Below are 15,529 nucleotides of genomic sequence, written 5' to 3'. Positions count from 1 at the left end.
TGATAGAGTTCTCTTGATTCGTTCACATGCCTTGAATGACAAGCGAGTCGAAAAAAGGGGACAGGCTTTACACACTATTTTTGCGCGGCAGCAACGTCACCCAATAACGGGTACGTGAATGCACCTCCAGCGGCAGGCTGGCCGCGAGCAACGCGAGGACGCGATCGGTGTCGTCCAGGCGGAAACTGCCGGTGACACGCAACGCTTCAAGTTCCGGCTCCCAACGCAGCACACCCGGTCGATAAGTGCTGAGTTCGCGCAGGAAATCTCCCAGCGGCTGGTTTTTCGCCATCAGCACGCCCTCTCGCCAACCCGGCGCAAGCACATCGAATGGGCTGATCGGCCCGACACCGGCTGCTTGAAGACTGACTTGTTGACCACTGCGCAAAGCCAACACGGGCCCCTGCAAGGGCTGCAATTGCACGGCACCGTTGTACACCGACACGCGGCAACCGCGCGCCTCCTGACGAACACAGACTTCGCCTTGGCTGACGATGATCTGGCCAAACTTCGTTTGGATCGTCAGCGGCGACGCGCTTGGCACCTTCAGCGACAGTTCGCCCTCAATCAGCTTCAAGCGACGGCTCTGCAAATCCACATCGACGGCACTGGCCGTGTTGAGCTGCAAGGAACTGCCATCAGCGAGCTGCAGCTGTTTGCGCTCCCCGGTGGCCGTATGCAGATCGGCTCGCCAGACATCCAGGGGCAATTGTCGGCTAATCAACCAAGCGGCCGGCACCAACGCCACCGCACCCAATGCACGCTTGAGCACCACCCGCCGACCCGGCTCGGGGCGATCCAGACTTTTGAGCGCCAACGCTGAAGGCAGACTGGCAAACCGCTGACGCAAGGCTTGAGCCTTCTGCCAAGCCTGCTCGTGACTGACGCAACTGTCGCGCCAACGCTGCAGATTCGCACGATCCTGCTCACTGGCACTTCCAGATTCCAGCAAGGCAAGCCACTGCGCGGCAGCTCGCACTGCTTGACGGGCATCGGGCACTGGACTGTTCACAGCTCCACCAACAGACAATGCTCATAGGCTTGCGCCATGTAGCGTTTGATCGTGCGCTCCGATACCTGCAGGCGCTCGGCGATTTGCTGATAGTTCAAGCCTTCCAGCTGACTCCAGAGAAAAGCCTTACGCACTGCCGCCGGCAATCCATCGAGCAGTTCATCCAGGGCTTGCAGGGTTTCGAGCAACAACCAGCGCTGCTCGGGCGACGGCACACAGTCTTCCGGCAACGCCGCCAGTGCCGCCAGATAAGCCTGCTCGAGGCTTCGACGCTTATAGAAATTACTCAGCAGGCGTTTGCCCACGGTCAGCAGATAGGCACGGGGCTCTTGCAGATCGGCAATTCGTTGAGAGCTGGCGAGCAAGCGCAGGAACGTATCCTGGCTCAGGTCCGCCGCATCACAGCCATTGCCCATGCGCCTTCTCAACCAGCCTTCAAGCCAGCCACGATGATCGCGGTACAAGTCGTGGAAGGTTTGCTCCTTCGGCATCGCCACATCACTCATCTCAAGAAGCCCTGTGCCAAGGAGTTATCGTAAATGAGAGTGATTCTAATTAATGTCGAAGCTGTGAACCAAGTCCTTTATGCAATTGGGGCGCAGAAAGGTTGGACGGGGAGGACATGAGAGAGGAAAAGCCAAATCGCAGACACAAAAAACCCCGGTCTTTCGACCAGGGTCTTTGCTATCGACTCGAAACAGACACTGGCTTTACCAGCAACTTGCTTCGTAGCTCCAAGGCGTTCAGTGGGCCTTGAGGCAGATATGGCGCAGCGGACGGGACTCGAACCCGCGACCCCCGGCGTGACAGGCCGGTATTCTAACCGACTGAACTACCGCTGCGTATCGCTTTGGACTTTCATCCAAGTAACTCGTCTGACTGGAAAGCTTCGAGGCTTTTCAATCTCGAGGCAGGCAGACCTGACTCGGAAAATATGGCGCAGCGGACGGGACTCGAACCCGCGACCCCCGGCGTGACAGGCCGGTATTCTAACCGACTGAACTACCGCTGCGCGTCGGTGGAGGCTTTTAAAAGCTTCCATCTTGCTTTCGCAAGACTCTCGGAAGTGGTGGGTGATGACGGGATCGAACCGCCGACATTCTGCTTGTAAGGCAGACGCTCTCCCAGCTGAGCTAATCACCCGTTTGCATCTCCGAGGCAGCGAAATTTACGCAGGTACCGAAGCTAAGTCAATACCCCGCTTGAAGTTTTTCTGAAAAAGACAAAATTGTGTCTTAACAGTCAGACCGCTTTCGCGAGCAAGCCCGCTCCCACACTGGATCTGCGGCGGACCACAGGTTTGTGATCGAGATAAATTCAGTGTGGGAGCGGGCTTGCTCGCGAAGACGGCGGCACATTCAACATCAATGCTGGCTATATCCATCGCAGCCACGCTTGGATTTACTCGCTGTAAATCATCTTCTTGGTCATGCCACCATCGACCACGAACTCCTGGCCTGTGACGAACCCCGCGTTCCTCGACAGCAACCACGCCACCATCGCCGCCACGTCCTCGACCGTCCCTACCCTGCCCGCCGGATGCTGCGCATGATCGGCGTCGGTCAGCGGTTCGGCACGCCGTGCCGCCGGGTCTCGCGCGTCGATCCACCCCGGGCTGACCGCGTTGACGCGAATTTCCGGCCCTAAACTGATGGCCAAGGCGTGAGTCAGGGCCAGCAAACCGCCCTTGCTCGCCGCATAAGCCTCTGTGTCGGGTTCCGACTGTGCGGCACGGGTCGAGGCCAGGTTGACGATGGCGCCGCTGTGAGCACGCAGGTACGGCGCACAGTGCTTGGCCAACAGCATCGGCCCGCTGAGGTTCACCGCCAGCACCCGGTTCCAGTAGGCCAGATCGAGGCTTTCCAAGGTGATGTTGTGCGGGTCGGCCACCGCCGCATTGCACACCAGCGCATCCAGACGCCCGAACTGTCCCAGCACCTCGGCCACGCCCAGTGCCACCTGCGCTTCATTCGCGACGTCCATGGCGATGAACCAGGCGTTTTCGCCAAGCACCTTCGCCACTTTCGAACCGCGCTCCCGATCCAGATCGGTCAGCACCACCTGCCAGCCTTCACTGATCAGCCAGGCCGCAATCCCCAGACCGATGCCGCGCGCAGCACCGGTGACCAGCGCGACGCGGCCATGGGTGCCCGTGGTCGGCGTCGACAACTCGATCACAAGGCAGCCAACCCGCGCGCCAGATCGGCCTGCAGGTCTGCCACGTCCTCCAGACCAACCGCTACGCGGATCAGGCTGTCACGGATCCCTGCCGCTTCACGCTCTTGCGGCGCGAGACGGCCATGAGAGGTGGTGCTCGGGTGCGTGATGGTAGTTTTGCTGTCGCCCAGGTTGGCGGTAATGGAGATCAGGCGCGTCGCATCGATAAAGCGCCAGGCGCCCTCTTTGCCGCCCTTGACCTCAAAACTCACGACCGCACCAAAACCCTTCTGTTGACGCAGGGCCAGTTCGTGCTGCGGATGGCTCTTGAGACCGGCGTAATGGACTTTCTCGATACCGTCCTGCTGCTCCAGCCATTCGGCCAGTTGCTGGGCATTGGCGCAGTGCGCCTTCATGCGCAGGCTCAGCGTTTCCAGACCCTTGAGGAAGATCCAGGCGTTGAACGGGCTCAGGGTCGGCCCGGCAGTACGCAGGAAACCGACGACTTCTTTCATTTGCTCGCTACGACCGGCCACAACGCCGCCCATGCAACGGCCTTGGCCATCGATGAACTTGGTCGCCGAGTGCACAACGATGTCCGCGCCCAGTTTCAACGGCTGCTGCAACGCAGGCGTGCAGAAGCAGTTGTCGACCACCAGCATCGTACCCTTGGCGTGAGCAATTTCCGACAGCGCCTTGATGTCTACCAACTCGGCCAGCGGGTTGGACGGCGATTCGACGAACAGCAACTTGGTGTTGGCCTTGATCGCCGCATCCCAGCCGGACAAGTCCGCCAAGGGCACGTAATCGACTTCGATGCCGAAGCGCTTGAAGTACTTTTCGAACAGGCTGATGGTCGAGCCGAACACGCTGCGCGAGACCAAAACATGGTCGCCGGCGCTGCACAGGCTCATCACCACTGCCATGATCGCAGCCATGCCCGTGGCAGTAGCCACGGCTTGCTCGGCGCTTTCCAGCGCGGCAATACGCTCTTCGAACGCGCGCACGGTCGGGTTGGTGTAGCGCGAGTAAACGTTGCCCGGCACTTCGCCAGCAAAGCGAGCGGCCGCGTCGGCGGCGGTACGGAACACGTAGCTGGAAGTGAAGAACATCGGATCACCGTGTTCGCCTTCCGGCGTGCGGTGCTGACCGGCGCGTACGGCCAGGGTATCGAACGCTACGCCTTCGAGGTCGCTGTCCAGCCGACCGGCATCCCAATCCTGACTCATGCTGTCACTCCTTGCCCTGCTCTTGATTTAGAGAGTCTTTAGTAGATACAAAACCGGCCCCTTAGGGGCCGGTAGTTACTCAGTTGTTGTACAGATCAATGATCGCACTGACTGCCTGGGTCTTGACCTTGGAGGCATCGTTGCGCGCCTGCTCGATCTTGTTCAGGTAAGCCTCGTCGACGTCGCCGGTGACGTACTGGCCGTCGAACACCGCGCAATCGAACTTCTCGATCTTGATCTTGCCGCCACCGACCGCTTCGATCAAGTCAGGCAGGTCTTGATAGATCAACCAGTCAGCGCCGATCAGGTCGGCAACGTCCTGGGTCGAACGGTTGTGGGCGATCAGCTCGTGAGCGCTCGGCATGTCGATGCCGTAGACGTTCGGGTAACGCACGGCCGGCGCCGCAGAGCAGAAGTAGACGTTTTTGGCGCCGGCTTCGCGAGCCATCTGAATGATCTGCTTGCAGGTGGTGCCGCGAACGATGGAGTCGTCCACCAGCATCACGTTTTTGCCGCGGAACTCCAGCTCGATGGCGTTGAGCTTCTGGCGTACGGATTTTTTCCGTGCAGCCTGGCCCGGCATGATGAAGGTCCGGCCGATATAGCGGTTCTTCACGAAGCCTTCGCGGAACTTGACGCCCAAGTGGTTCGCCAGCTCCAGGGCCGCAGTGCGGCTGGTGTCCGGAATCGGGATGACCACGTCAATGTCGTGATCCGGACGCTCGCGCAGGATCTTCTCGGCGAGCTTCTCGCCCATGCGCAGGCGGGCCTTGTAGACCGAGACGCCGTCGATGATCGAGTCCGGACGCGCCAGGTAGACGTGTTCGAAAATGCACGGAGTCAGCGACGGGTTGGTCGCGCACTGACGAGTGTGCAGCTTGCCGTCTTCAGTGATGTAGACCGCTTCGCCCGGTGCCAGGTCGCGAATCAGGGTGAAACCGAGTACGTCCAGAGAGACGCTTTCGGAGGCGATCATGTACTCGACGCCTTCGTCCGTGTGACGCTGACCGAAGACGATCGGGCGGATGCCGTGCGGATCGCGGAAACCGACAATACCGTAACCGGTCACCATCGCCACGACCGCGTAACCACCGACGCAACGGTTGTGCACGTCGGTGACGGCAGCGAACACGTCTTCTTCGGTCGGCTGCAACTTGCCGCGCTGGGCCAGCTCGTGTGCGAACACGTTGAGCAGCACTTCCGAATCGGAGTTGGTGTTGACGTGGCGCAGGTCAGATTCGTAAATCTCCTTGGCCAGCTGTTCAACGTTGGTCAGGTTACCGTTGTGCGCCAGAGTGATGCCATACGGCGAGTTGACGTAAAACGGTTGAGCTTCGGCCGAAGTCGAGCTACCCGCGGTCGGGTAGCGCACATGGCCAATGCCCATGTGGCCGACCAGGCGTTGCATGTGACGCTGATGGAACACGTCACGCACCAGCCCATTGTCCTTGCGCAGGAATAACCGGCCATCATGGCTGGTCACGATACCGGCAGCGTCCTGGCCGCGGTGCTGGAGGACGGTTAGCGCGTCATACAGCGCCTGATTGACGTTCGACTTACCGACGATACCGACGATGCCACACATGCGACGCAACCCCTACTTAATGGATCTGAACTGAACACAACTCACTGAGGCGTTTTGGCCGTCGGCAAGAGGTGCTCCTTGAACGGTATATCAGCGGGTACGCTGATTCCGCTGGCAAGCCACTGACTACTCCAACCCAGGATCAGGTTTTTGGACCAGTCTGCAACCAATAGAAATTTTGGCACGAGCTGTGACTCTTGCCACCACCCGTCCTGCTGTACCGGCCCCAGGCTCAACAGCCCGACCGCCACAACCACCAGCAACACGCCACGCGCTGCGCCGAAGGCCATGCCGAGAAATCGATCGGTCCCGGATAGCCCGGTAACGCGAACCAATTCGCCGATAAGATAATTGATCATTGCGCCTACGATTAAAGTGGCGACAAACATGATGGCACAGCCCGCGATCACGCGAGCCGACGGCGTTTCGATGTATCCGCCGAGGTACTCGGACAATGAGCCACCAAACATCCAGGCAACGCCTCCTGCGATGATCCAGGTCAGCAGCGAGAGTGCTTCTTTGACGAAGCCGCGGCTAAGACTGATCAAAGCGGAGATGGCGACGATTGCAACGATCGCCCAATCAACCCAGGTAAATGGCACAGTGCAGCCTACAGACAGATAAGGCGGCGCATTTTAGCAGAGCCCATGGCTATCGGTAAGCTGAGATTGTCAGTGCTTTTCAAATCAGGGCGATAGTTTTAACCGCGCTCAGGCTGGAAACGCACCACAAAACCTTTGAGATTCTGCTGGCGACTCAACAAGTCACGCAGACGATCGGCTTCGGCGCGCTCGATCAGCGGCCCGACGAATACCCGATTCTTGCCATCGGCGGTGCGGATATAGGCGTTATAGCCTTGGCTGCGCAGGGTTTTCTGCAGGCTTTCAGCGCTCTCACGGCTCGCCAGACTGGCCAGTTGCACGGACCAGCTGACCGACAGGCCATTGGCATCGACGCGGCTTGGGGTGGTAGCCGGCTTGCTCGGTGCGGCAGTAATTGGCTGGGTAGGTGCTGGCACAGGCTTGGCGACGGGCACCGGAGGCGTGACCGGTTTGGCAGCCGTCGGCGCTGGTGGCGCTGGTGGCGCTGCCACAGGAGCACTTGGCGCAATCGGTGTCGACGGAGCTTGCTGTGCGGCAATTTCCTCATCGCTTGGCACAGGTTCCTGCGGCAATGCCTGCGGTTCAGGCACCACCACCGGCTCGACCTGCACTTGCGGCACAGCCGGCGCTTGCGGTGCAGCTGGTGCGTCGACCCTCACCTGGCGCTGTTCGTCCTGACGGGAAAACAGCATTGGCAGGAAAATCACCGCCAGCGCCACCAGCACCAAGGCACCGACCATGCGCTGCTTGTACGCCTTATCCAGCAAAGCCATTTGCCGCTTCCTCCGTGGAGTGCCGGGCCAGCCATTCAAGGGCCTCGGCGACACAATAAAATGATCCGAACAACAGAATTTCGTCGTCGCTCGTCGCCTGCGCGCACTGCCCTTCCAGGGCGGCGGCCACGCTGCCATAAGAGGTGACCGAGGCGCCAAGGTTCTGCAACGCCGCATGCAACTGCTCAACGGGCCGCGCCCGCGGCGAATCCAGCGGGGCGACAGCCCAATGCTGGACACTAGCATTCAATTCACCGACAACACCATCCAGATCCTTGTCCGCCAACAACCCGAACACCGCCAGACGCTTGCCTGCCGGTGGCCGACTGGCCAGGCGACGGGCCAGGTATTCTGCCGCATGGGGGTTGTGCCCCACATCCAGCAACACATTCAGACGCTTGCCCTGCCAGTCGAACTGACGGCGATCAAGACGACCGACCACGCGCGTCGCTTTCAGGGCATCAATAATCTGCGCATCTACCCAAGGCAAACCAAGCAGCAGGTAAGCCTGCAGTGCCAGTGCGGCGTTTTCCATCGGCAGATCGAGCAATGGCAGATCATGCAACCCGACTGCACGCCCTTGAGCATCAAGGCCGCGCCATTGCCAGTTGTGATCAGTGATACCCAGATCGAAATCGCGCCCACGCAGGAAAAACGGGCAATTGAGCTCGCGCGCTTTATCCAGCAGAGGTTGAGGGGGATTCAGATCGCCACAGAGCGCAGGCGCGCCCTGGCGGAAAATGCCGGCTTTTTCGTAAGCCACGGACTCACGGGTATCACCCAGATAGTCCGCATGATCGACGCCGATGCTGGTGACCAGCGCGATGTCCGCATCGACCACGTTGACCGTGTCCAGACGCCCGCCCAGCCCCACTTCCAGCACCACCGCATCAAGCCCTGCCTGTTGAAACAGCCAGAACGCCGCCAGGGTGCCCATTTCGAAGTACGTCAGGGAAGTGTCGCCACGACCGGCCTCGACCGCCGCGAAGGCTTCGCACAGCTCGGCGTCAGTGGCTTCGACACCATTGACCTGCACCCGCTCGTTGTAACGCAGCAGGTGCGGAGAATTGTAGACACCGACGTTCAGGCCCTGCGCCCGCAGCAACGAAGCCACGAACGCGCAGGTAGAACCCTTGCCGTTGGTACCGGTGACCGTAATCACCCGAGGCGCCGGCTTGCCCAGTCCCATGCGGGACGCTACCTGTTGCGAACGCTCCAGCCCCATGTCGATGGCCGAAGGATGCAACTGTTCAAGGTAGGCGAGCCACTCGCCAAGGGTGCGTTGGGTCATATGTTGGCAGGCACCGGCGGAACCACGATTGGCTCGATCGGCGCGGCGACGAATTTCGGCGTCGGCAGGCCCATCATTTGTGCCAGCAGGTTACCCAGACGCGGACGCAGTTCCTGACGGTGAATGATCATGTCGATCGCGCCGTGCTCCAGCAGGAACTCACTGCGCTGGAAGCCTTCCGGCAGTTTTTCGCGAACGGTTTGTTCGATAACGCGCGGGCCGGCGAAACCGATCAGGGCTTTCGGCTCACCGACGATTACGTCGCCGAGCATCGCCAGACTGGCGGAAACACCGCCGTAGACCGGGTCGGTCAGTACCGAGATGAACGGAATGCCTTCTTCACGCAGACGCGCCAGCACCGCGGAGGTCTTGGCCATTTGCATCAGGGAGATCAGCGCTTCCTGCATCCGCGCACCACCGGAGGCGGCGAAGCAGATCATCGGGCAGCGGTTTTCCAGGGCGTAGTTGGCGGCGCGCACAAAGCGCTCACCAACGATGGCGCCCATCGAGCCACCCATGAAGGAGAATTCGAAAGCCGATACCACGACCGGCATGCCCAGCAAGGTGCCGCTCATGGAGATCAGTGCATCTTTTTCGCCGGTCTGCTTTTGCGCAGCGGTCAGGCGATCCTTGTACTTCTTGCCGTCACGGAATTTCAGACGGTCAACCGGCTCCAGGTCCGCGCCCAGTTCGGCACGGCCGTCAGCGTCGAGGAAGATGTCGATGCGCGCGCGCGCGCCGATGCGCATGTGGTGGTTGCACTTGGGGCAAACGTCCAGGGTCTTTTCCAGCTCCGGACGATACAGCACCGCCTCGCAAGACGGGCATTTGTGCCACAGACCTTCAGGCACCGAGCTCTTCTTGACCTCGGAACGCATGATCGAAGGGATCAGTTTGTCTACTAACCAGTTGCTCATGCTTTCTTTCTCCAGTACCGGTGGCCCGAACGCTCTGGTTCGCAGCCCCGCGTATGCCCTTGACCTAAATTCATGTGTGTGGCGATGATTGATCGGGTGGCCGGGTCAGCGAGACGTGACCTGCGTACAACCCATCAATCCTCAGCCGTGCCTGCTTATGCAGCGCAGTGCATTTTGGGACGGCGGCAGTCTGCCAGCCGTCACATCAAGCCCCTATAACCGCTTTGATGAATGCCTGAATCTTTGCGTGATCCTTGATGCCCTTGCTCGCCTCTACTCCACCGCTGACGTCCACCGCGTAAGGCCGAACCCGGGCAATCGCCTCGGCGACGTTGTCCGGCGTCAAGCCGCCCGCCAGGATGATCGGCTTGCTCAGGCCTTGCGGTATCAGTGACCAGTCGAAGGCTTCACCGGTTCCGCCGGGAATGCCTTCGACGTACGTGTCGAGCAGGATCCCGCTGGCACTGGCGTAGGCATCGCAAGCTGCTGCGATGTCGTCGCCGGCCTTGACCCGCAACGCCTTGATGTACGGTCGGTGCCAACCCTCGCAGTCGGCCGCGGTCTCGTCACCATGGAACTGCAACAGGTCCAGCGGCACGGCGTCGAGGATTTCCCCCAGCTCGCAACGGCTGGCATTGACGAATAAACCCACGGTGGTCACGAACGGCGGCAAGGCCTTGATGATCGCCCTTGCCTGCTGGAACGTTACGGCCCGCGGGCTTTTGGCGTAGAACACAAATCCGATGGCATCGGCCCCAGCCTCGACCGCCGCCAACGCATCCTCTATGCGGGTAATCCCACAAATTTTGCTGCGAACGGCTGACATGTCGATAGAACCTCAGGACAAATCCGGGAAAGTCCCGGATGGTAACAAAAGCGTTCGAGGGCGTCAGCCGTCAAGTTCCGAGAAACCGGTGAGGAAGTGTGGGCCGATGTAACGCTCGGGCAGTTCGAACTCGTCGCGGTACTCGACCTGCACCAGATACAGGCCGAACGGATGGGCCGTCACCCCGCCGGAACGACGCACACGACTTTCCAGGACTTCCTTCATCCACTCCACGGGACGCTCGCCGGCGCCGATGGTCATCAGCACCCCGGCAATGTTGCGCACCATGTGGTGCAGGAACGCGCTGGCGCGAATATCCAGCACGATCATTTTGCCATGACGGGTGACGCGCAGGTGATGCAGCTCCTTGATCGGCGACTTGGCCTGGCACTGGCCGGCGCGGAATGCGCTGAAGTCGTGGGTGCCGACCAGATACTGAGCAGCCTCGGACATGCGCTCGACGTCCAGTGGACGGTGATTCCAGGTGATTTCATCGTTCAGGTGCGCGGGGCGGATCTGATCGTTGTAGATCACGTAACGGTAACGACGGGCGATGGCCTTGAACCGCGCATGGAAATCAGCGGGCATGACCTTGGCCCAGCTAACGCTGACGTCATGCGGTAAATTGATGTTGGCGCCCATGACCCAGGCCTTCATCGAACGCTCGACCTGGGTATCGAAATGTACCACCTGCCCGCAAGCATGCACACCGGCGTCGGTGCGCCCGGCGCAATGCAGCGACACGGGTGAGTCGGCGACTTTGGACAAGGCCTTTTCGAGGGTTTCCTGCACCGTGGCCACACCGGAGGCCTGACGCTGCCAGCCGCGATAACGCGAACCTTTGTATTCAACGCCCAACGCGATCCGGAAAAAGCCGTCGGCCGCCATTTCGGCGGCCGGATTATCTATATTTGCCAAAGGGTGACAGCCTGCTGATCTACGCAAAGGCAGGCATTATAAGGCCGCCGGACCGGGATGCCAGAGCTGAGTGATCTTCGTGCCCCGCCCGACCGGTGCAATGCCGGGTTTGATGTTGAACGGGATGCCCTCATCGCGAGCAGGCTCGCTCCCACAAGGGGATTAGTGGCAGACACAAATGATGCGAACAACCCGACCAAATGTAGGGGCGAGGCTTGCCCGCGAAGGCGATCCAACAGGCGCCATCGCATCACCACCCAAACAAAAACGGCAGCCTCGATGGGCTGCCGCTTTGTTTATGCCTTACCGATGACTCACGCCAGACGCGAGAGCATTTCCTTGGCTTCGCTCTTCTGACCGGCATCGCCCTCGGTCACTACCTCATTGAGGATGTCCCGAGCGCCGTCGCTGTCGCCCATGTCGATGTAGGCCTGGGCCAGATCGAGTTTGGTGGCGACTTCATCGGTGCCGGAGAGGAAATCGAAGTCCGGTTCATCGGCCGCCGAGGCCAAAGCGTCTTCGGCGGTGAAGCTCGGCTCACCGAGGCTCTGGGACAAACGATCCAGTTCGGCATTGACGTCGTTGAGTTCACTTTCGAAGGCATCAGGCTGATCCGGCGCGGCGGCGTCCATTTCATCGGCCAGTGACAGGTCGAAATCCGCAGGCAACTCCAGGTCGTCGAGCGTCGGCTCGGCCACGGTCGGCGCTTCGGCGGTAGACAAGTCCTTGAGATCTTCATCCAGACTCAGCAGGAAGTCGTCTTCGGCCAGGATTGCCGGCGAGGCATTGCCGCCCAGATCCATGTCCAGGTCGAAGTCCGACAGATCGTCGAGGTTTTCCTTGATTTCAGTCTGTTGCTGCAACACCGACTCAAAACTCAGGTCGTCGTCCAGCGGGAACTCGTCCAGCTCAGCCAGCGCTTCCGGTGCTGGTTCTGGTTCTGGTTCTGGTTCTGGCGCTGGTGCTGGCTCAGGCGCAACAACTGGCGCGATCGGAGTAGCCGCCTCCAGATCGTCCAGACTCAGATCGAAAGCGCTGTCGAAGTCGGACAATGACGGTTCCGGGGCTTGCGGTTCGTCCAGCAACAGGTCCTTGACGTACTGCGCGTCCAGCTCGGCGGCGATCGCCGCAGCGGCCAGTCCACCCGCAACTGCGACTGCCATCGCCGGGAAGCGGCTTTTCAATTCTTCAACCCGGGCGAAGTTATCGCCGTTGGCCACCAGTTGACGCTCCTGAGCGACGAACGCATCGCGGTCGCCCTGCTGACCGTAGACTTCCATCAGCTTTAAACGCAGGTCACTGCGTTGCGGCTCTTGCTTGATCGCGTCTTCCAGCAATGCGGCGGCCTGATTCAGACGACCGCCTGCAATGTGCGACTGCGCCTGAGCCAGTACGTCGTCGGAACGCTCGGCGGCAGGCGATACCAGTGGCGCAGCGATCGGCGGCGTTACCACAACCGGGGCAATCACCGGGGCCGGTGCTGGCGCAGGCGTTGGTGCGGTCGCAAGTTTCACGCTCGGCGGCGGAACTTCCAGACCTTCGAAGCTGCTTTCCGGCAGGTCCTGGTCGACGGAGAACTCTTGTTCCTCCTCCAAGGCACGGGCCATGCGCAGATGCTTCTCGGCCTCTTGCTGAGCTTTGCGGCGACGGGCCAGCAACAGCAGCAAGAGCAGCAGAACCACCGCACCGCCCCCCACCAGACCCAACAGGATCGGATTGGTCAGCAGCTCATTGAATTTCTGATCATCGGATGTCGCAGGCGCTGGCTCGACGGCTGGCGCAGGAGCAGCTTCCGGTGCAGCAGCCTCTGGTGCAGGCACCGCGTCCGCAGGCGCTGCCGCAGGGTTGGCCGCCAGCTCAGCCGACATCGCCGGAGCGCTCGAAGCCGGTGCATCCGCGCCACCTTCGGCCTGCAACTTGGCCAACTGGTTGTTCTTCAGTTCGATCAGGCGTTGCAGCTTGTCCAGCTGACTTTGCAGATCGTTCATGCGGCTTTTCTGTTCAGCGTTTTCACGACGAGCCGCGTCGAGGCTTTCCTCGGTGACGGCCAGTTTGTCGCTCAAGGCTTTCGCATCACCGGCGGCACCTTTGCCACCTTTGCCGGTATCGGCAGAGACCAGGCTCAGTTTGTCTGCGGCGGCTTGCGATGAAGCACCTTCACCCCGAGTGCGTTTGGTGGCGTCGAGTTGCTGCTGACCGGTTCCTGGTTTCGCCACGTAGCGACGACCCTGACGCCACGCGGTGTTCTGCGCGGCGACCTCAGCGACGGCCTTGGGTTGCGGCAGGTTGGTGCTCTGCACCTGATCAGGCAGGCGCAGCACCTGACCGGTTTTCAGTCGGTTGATGTTGCCGTCGATGAACGCATCCGGATTCAGCGCCTGGATGGCCAGCATGGTCTGCTGAATCGAACCGCCGTTACGCGTCTTCGCGGCGATTTCCCACAGGGTATCGCGCGGCGTGGTGGTGTGTTGCGACGGCTTGGTGGCGCCGGTGACTGGCGCGGTCACTGTTTGGGATGGCGCCGGTTGCGCGGCCGCATCGGCGGTTTGCGGCGAGAATTTGGACGGATCGAGCAGCACGCTGTAATCGCGCAGCAGACGACCGTTGGGCCACATCACCTGAACCAGGAATTTCACCATCGGTTCGGACAGCGGTTTGCTGGATGTGACGCGCAGGATGCTTTTGCCGCTGGCGTTAAGCACTGGGGTGAAGGTCAGGTCGTTGAGAAACGCCTGACGATCGACACCGGCTTTGGCGAAATCTTCGGGCGAGGCCAGGCTCGGCACCACTTCGGCAGCCGTGAGGTCCTTGATGTCGAGCAACTCGATTTCTGCAACCAGAGGCTGGTTCAGCGTCGATTTCAGGGTCAATTCCCCGAGCCCGAGGGCATGCGCCATACCGGAGGACAGCGCCGAGGCGGCCGCTATTGCTAACACCAGTTTGCGAACTTGAACCATAACCTCTTCCTTTGTTTGAACATTCCTCGGCCAGCGAGAAGGTGTTGATTGCCGCTGCCGTAAGGCATTGCGCGCGGCGGCGAAGGGTCGTCGCGCGCGATCATTTCATTCATGCAATGGGAAGCCCTGCGGGGTGGCTCACCTTAAGCATTCCGGCCAAGCATGACGCTCGACTGGAATCATTCGATAAATTGTTGCCAAGTATCTTTTACAGCAGGTCTTTTATCAACAATTCAGCCACCTGCACAGCATTGAGCGCGGCCCCTTTGCGTACGTTATCTGACGTCAGCCACATATTAAGTTCCGCCGGCTCGTCGATCCCGCTGCGAACCCGACCAACGTAAACAACATCCTGCCCTACCGCATCACCTACCGGGGTCGGGTAATCACCCGCCTCGACCAGTTCGATGCCGGGTGCCGCTTCCAGGGCTGCGTTGACTTTCGCCAGATCGATAGAGCTCGACGACTGTAAGGTCATGCTAAAGCTATCGCCGAAAAACACCGGAGCTTGAATGCAAGTGACGGAAATCTTTAATGAAGGTAGCGCCATGACCTGACGCAGCTCGCGCACCAGGCGTTTTTCCAGCAGCGTATGACCTTGAGCATCGGGCGTACCGACTTGCGCCAGCAGGTTGAAAGCCATCTGCCGATCGAAGAACGCTGGTTCCAGCGGACGCACATTGAGCAGCTCGGCGGTTTGCCGGGCCAGCTCGGTGACCGCTTCGCGGCCTTGGGCAGAGACCGCCAGACACGCCGTCAAACTGATGCGTTGCAGGTCGAGCAAACCGAGCAATGGCGCCAGCACCACCGCCAGCGTCGCGGCCGAAGGGCTTGGGCTGCTGACCTGGAAGGGCTTTTTCAGGCCCGCCAGAACTTCAGCGTTGGCCTCAGGCACCACTTGCGGCGCCTGATCGGCCGGCAAGGCGCCGGACAGGTCGATCAGCGAGCAACCGGCGGCCGTGGCACGCGGAGCGAAACTGAGGGTCACCGCCGGACCGGCGGCAAAGAACACCAATTGGACTTTGCTGAAATCGAATTCATCGACTTCCCGCACTCGCACGTTCTTGCCGCGAAACGGCACCGAATGACCGGCCGATTCACTGCTCGCCAGCAGGTGCAGGTTACCGACCGGAAAATCCCGCTCTTCGAGAATCTGGACGAGTGTTTCGCCGACAGTACCGGTGGCGCCGATCACGGCAATATCAAAGGACTGGCTCATGGTTCTACCTCTGGCGAAACGGGGGGAGCGGCACTTTACCGGG

Annotated in this window: 13 protein-coding genes and 3 tRNA genes; all 16 read right to left on the bottom strand. The window is 60.6% G+C overall.

Annotation, left to right across the window (positions count from 1 at the left end):
- Positions 1-67: 67 nt before the first annotated feature.
- The 16 genes from AB7M29_RS14025 to AB7M29_RS13950 all read right to left on the bottom strand — a co-directional run bounded on the left by AB7M29_RS14025 (position 68) and on the right by AB7M29_RS13950 (position 15,486).
- Positions 68-1,012, bottom strand: coding sequence for a FecR domain-containing protein (locus tag AB7M29_RS14025; protein WP_454247065.1), 945 nt, complete (start codon positions 1,010-1,012; stop codon positions 68-70).
- Complete coding sequence (locus AB7M29_RS14020) at positions 1,009-1,518, bottom strand: sigma-70 family RNA polymerase sigma factor (protein ID WP_217857929.1); 510 nt, start codon at positions 1,516-1,518, stop codon at positions 1,009-1,011. The genes AB7M29_RS14025 and AB7M29_RS14020 overlap by 4 nt, the downstream gene beginning before the upstream one ends.
- Positions 1,519-1,777: 259 nt before the next feature.
- Positions 1,778-1,854, bottom strand: a tRNA-Asp gene (locus AB7M29_RS14015).
- Between the two features lie 93 nt (positions 1,855-1,947).
- Positions 1,948-2,024 (bottom strand) — tRNA-Asp (locus AB7M29_RS14010).
- Between the two features lie 55 nt (positions 2,025-2,079).
- Positions 2,080-2,155 (bottom strand) — tRNA-Val (locus AB7M29_RS14005).
- Positions 2,156-2,413: 258 nt separating this feature from the next.
- Positions 2,414-3,190 (bottom strand): SDR family oxidoreductase, encoded by a 777-nt coding sequence (locus AB7M29_RS14000; protein ID WP_454247064.1) that lies wholly within the window; start codon positions 3,188-3,190, stop codon positions 2,414-2,416.
- Complete coding sequence (locus tag AB7M29_RS13995; protein ID WP_038980085.1) at positions 3,187-4,398, bottom strand: O-succinylhomoserine sulfhydrylase; 1,212 nt, start codon at positions 4,396-4,398, stop codon at positions 3,187-3,189. Before AB7M29_RS13995 ends, AB7M29_RS14000 begins: the two co-directional genes overlap by 4 nt.
- Before the next feature lie 79 nt (positions 4,399-4,477).
- A complete protein-coding gene (gene purF / locus AB7M29_RS13990; protein WP_007905939.1) occupies positions 4,478-5,983 on the bottom strand; it encodes an amidophosphoribosyltransferase in 1,506 nt (501 codons plus the stop codon).
- 41 nt (positions 5,984-6,024) lie between these two features.
- On the bottom strand, positions 6,025-6,585 hold the full coding sequence (locus tag AB7M29_RS13985) for a CvpA family protein (protein ID WP_052965529.1): 561 nt from the start codon (positions 6,583-6,585) through the stop codon (positions 6,025-6,027).
- Positions 6,586-6,683: 98 nt separating this feature from the next.
- On the bottom strand, positions 6,684-7,358 hold the full coding sequence (locus tag AB7M29_RS13980; protein WP_454247063.1) for an SPOR domain-containing protein: 675 nt from the start codon (positions 7,356-7,358) through the stop codon (positions 6,684-6,686).
- Entirely contained in the window at positions 7,342-8,649 is a 1,308-nt protein-coding gene (folC, locus tag AB7M29_RS13975; RefSeq protein WP_454247062.1) for a bifunctional tetrahydrofolate synthase/dihydrofolate synthase, read from the bottom strand. Before folC ends, AB7M29_RS13980 begins: the two co-directional genes overlap by 17 nt.
- Positions 8,646-9,566: an acetyl-CoA carboxylase, carboxyltransferase subunit beta gene (accD, locus tag AB7M29_RS13970; RefSeq protein WP_007905946.1), complete on the bottom strand. Its 921-nt coding sequence runs from the start codon at positions 9,564-9,566 to the stop codon at positions 8,646-8,648. The genes folC and accD overlap by 4 nt, the downstream gene beginning before the upstream one ends.
- Before the next feature lie 205 nt (positions 9,567-9,771).
- Positions 9,772-10,392, bottom strand: a complete 621-nt coding sequence (locus tag AB7M29_RS13965; RefSeq protein WP_217857934.1) for a phosphoribosylanthranilate isomerase — start codon at positions 10,390-10,392, stop codon at positions 9,772-9,774.
- 63 nt (positions 10,393-10,455) lie between these two features.
- A complete protein-coding gene (gene truA / locus AB7M29_RS13960) occupies positions 10,456-11,280 on the bottom strand; it encodes a tRNA pseudouridine(38-40) synthase TruA (protein WP_123356302.1) in 825 nt (274 codons plus the stop codon).
- A 344-nt stretch (positions 11,281-11,624) separates the two neighbouring features.
- Entirely contained in the window at positions 11,625-14,267 is a 2,643-nt protein-coding gene (locus AB7M29_RS13955) for a FimV/HubP family polar landmark protein (RefSeq protein WP_454247061.1), read from the bottom strand.
- Between the two features lie 208 nt (positions 14,268-14,475).
- Complete coding sequence (locus tag AB7M29_RS13950; protein WP_217857936.1) at positions 14,476-15,486, bottom strand: aspartate-semialdehyde dehydrogenase; 1,011 nt, start codon at positions 15,484-15,486, stop codon at positions 14,476-14,478.
- Positions 15,487-15,529: the final 43 nt, after the last annotated feature.

It is taken from the genome of Pseudomonas sp. F-14 TE3623, from assembly GCF_053629015.1.
Note: the sequence above shows the minus strand (reverse complement) of the source record. Positions and strands in the feature narration are given on the sequence as shown.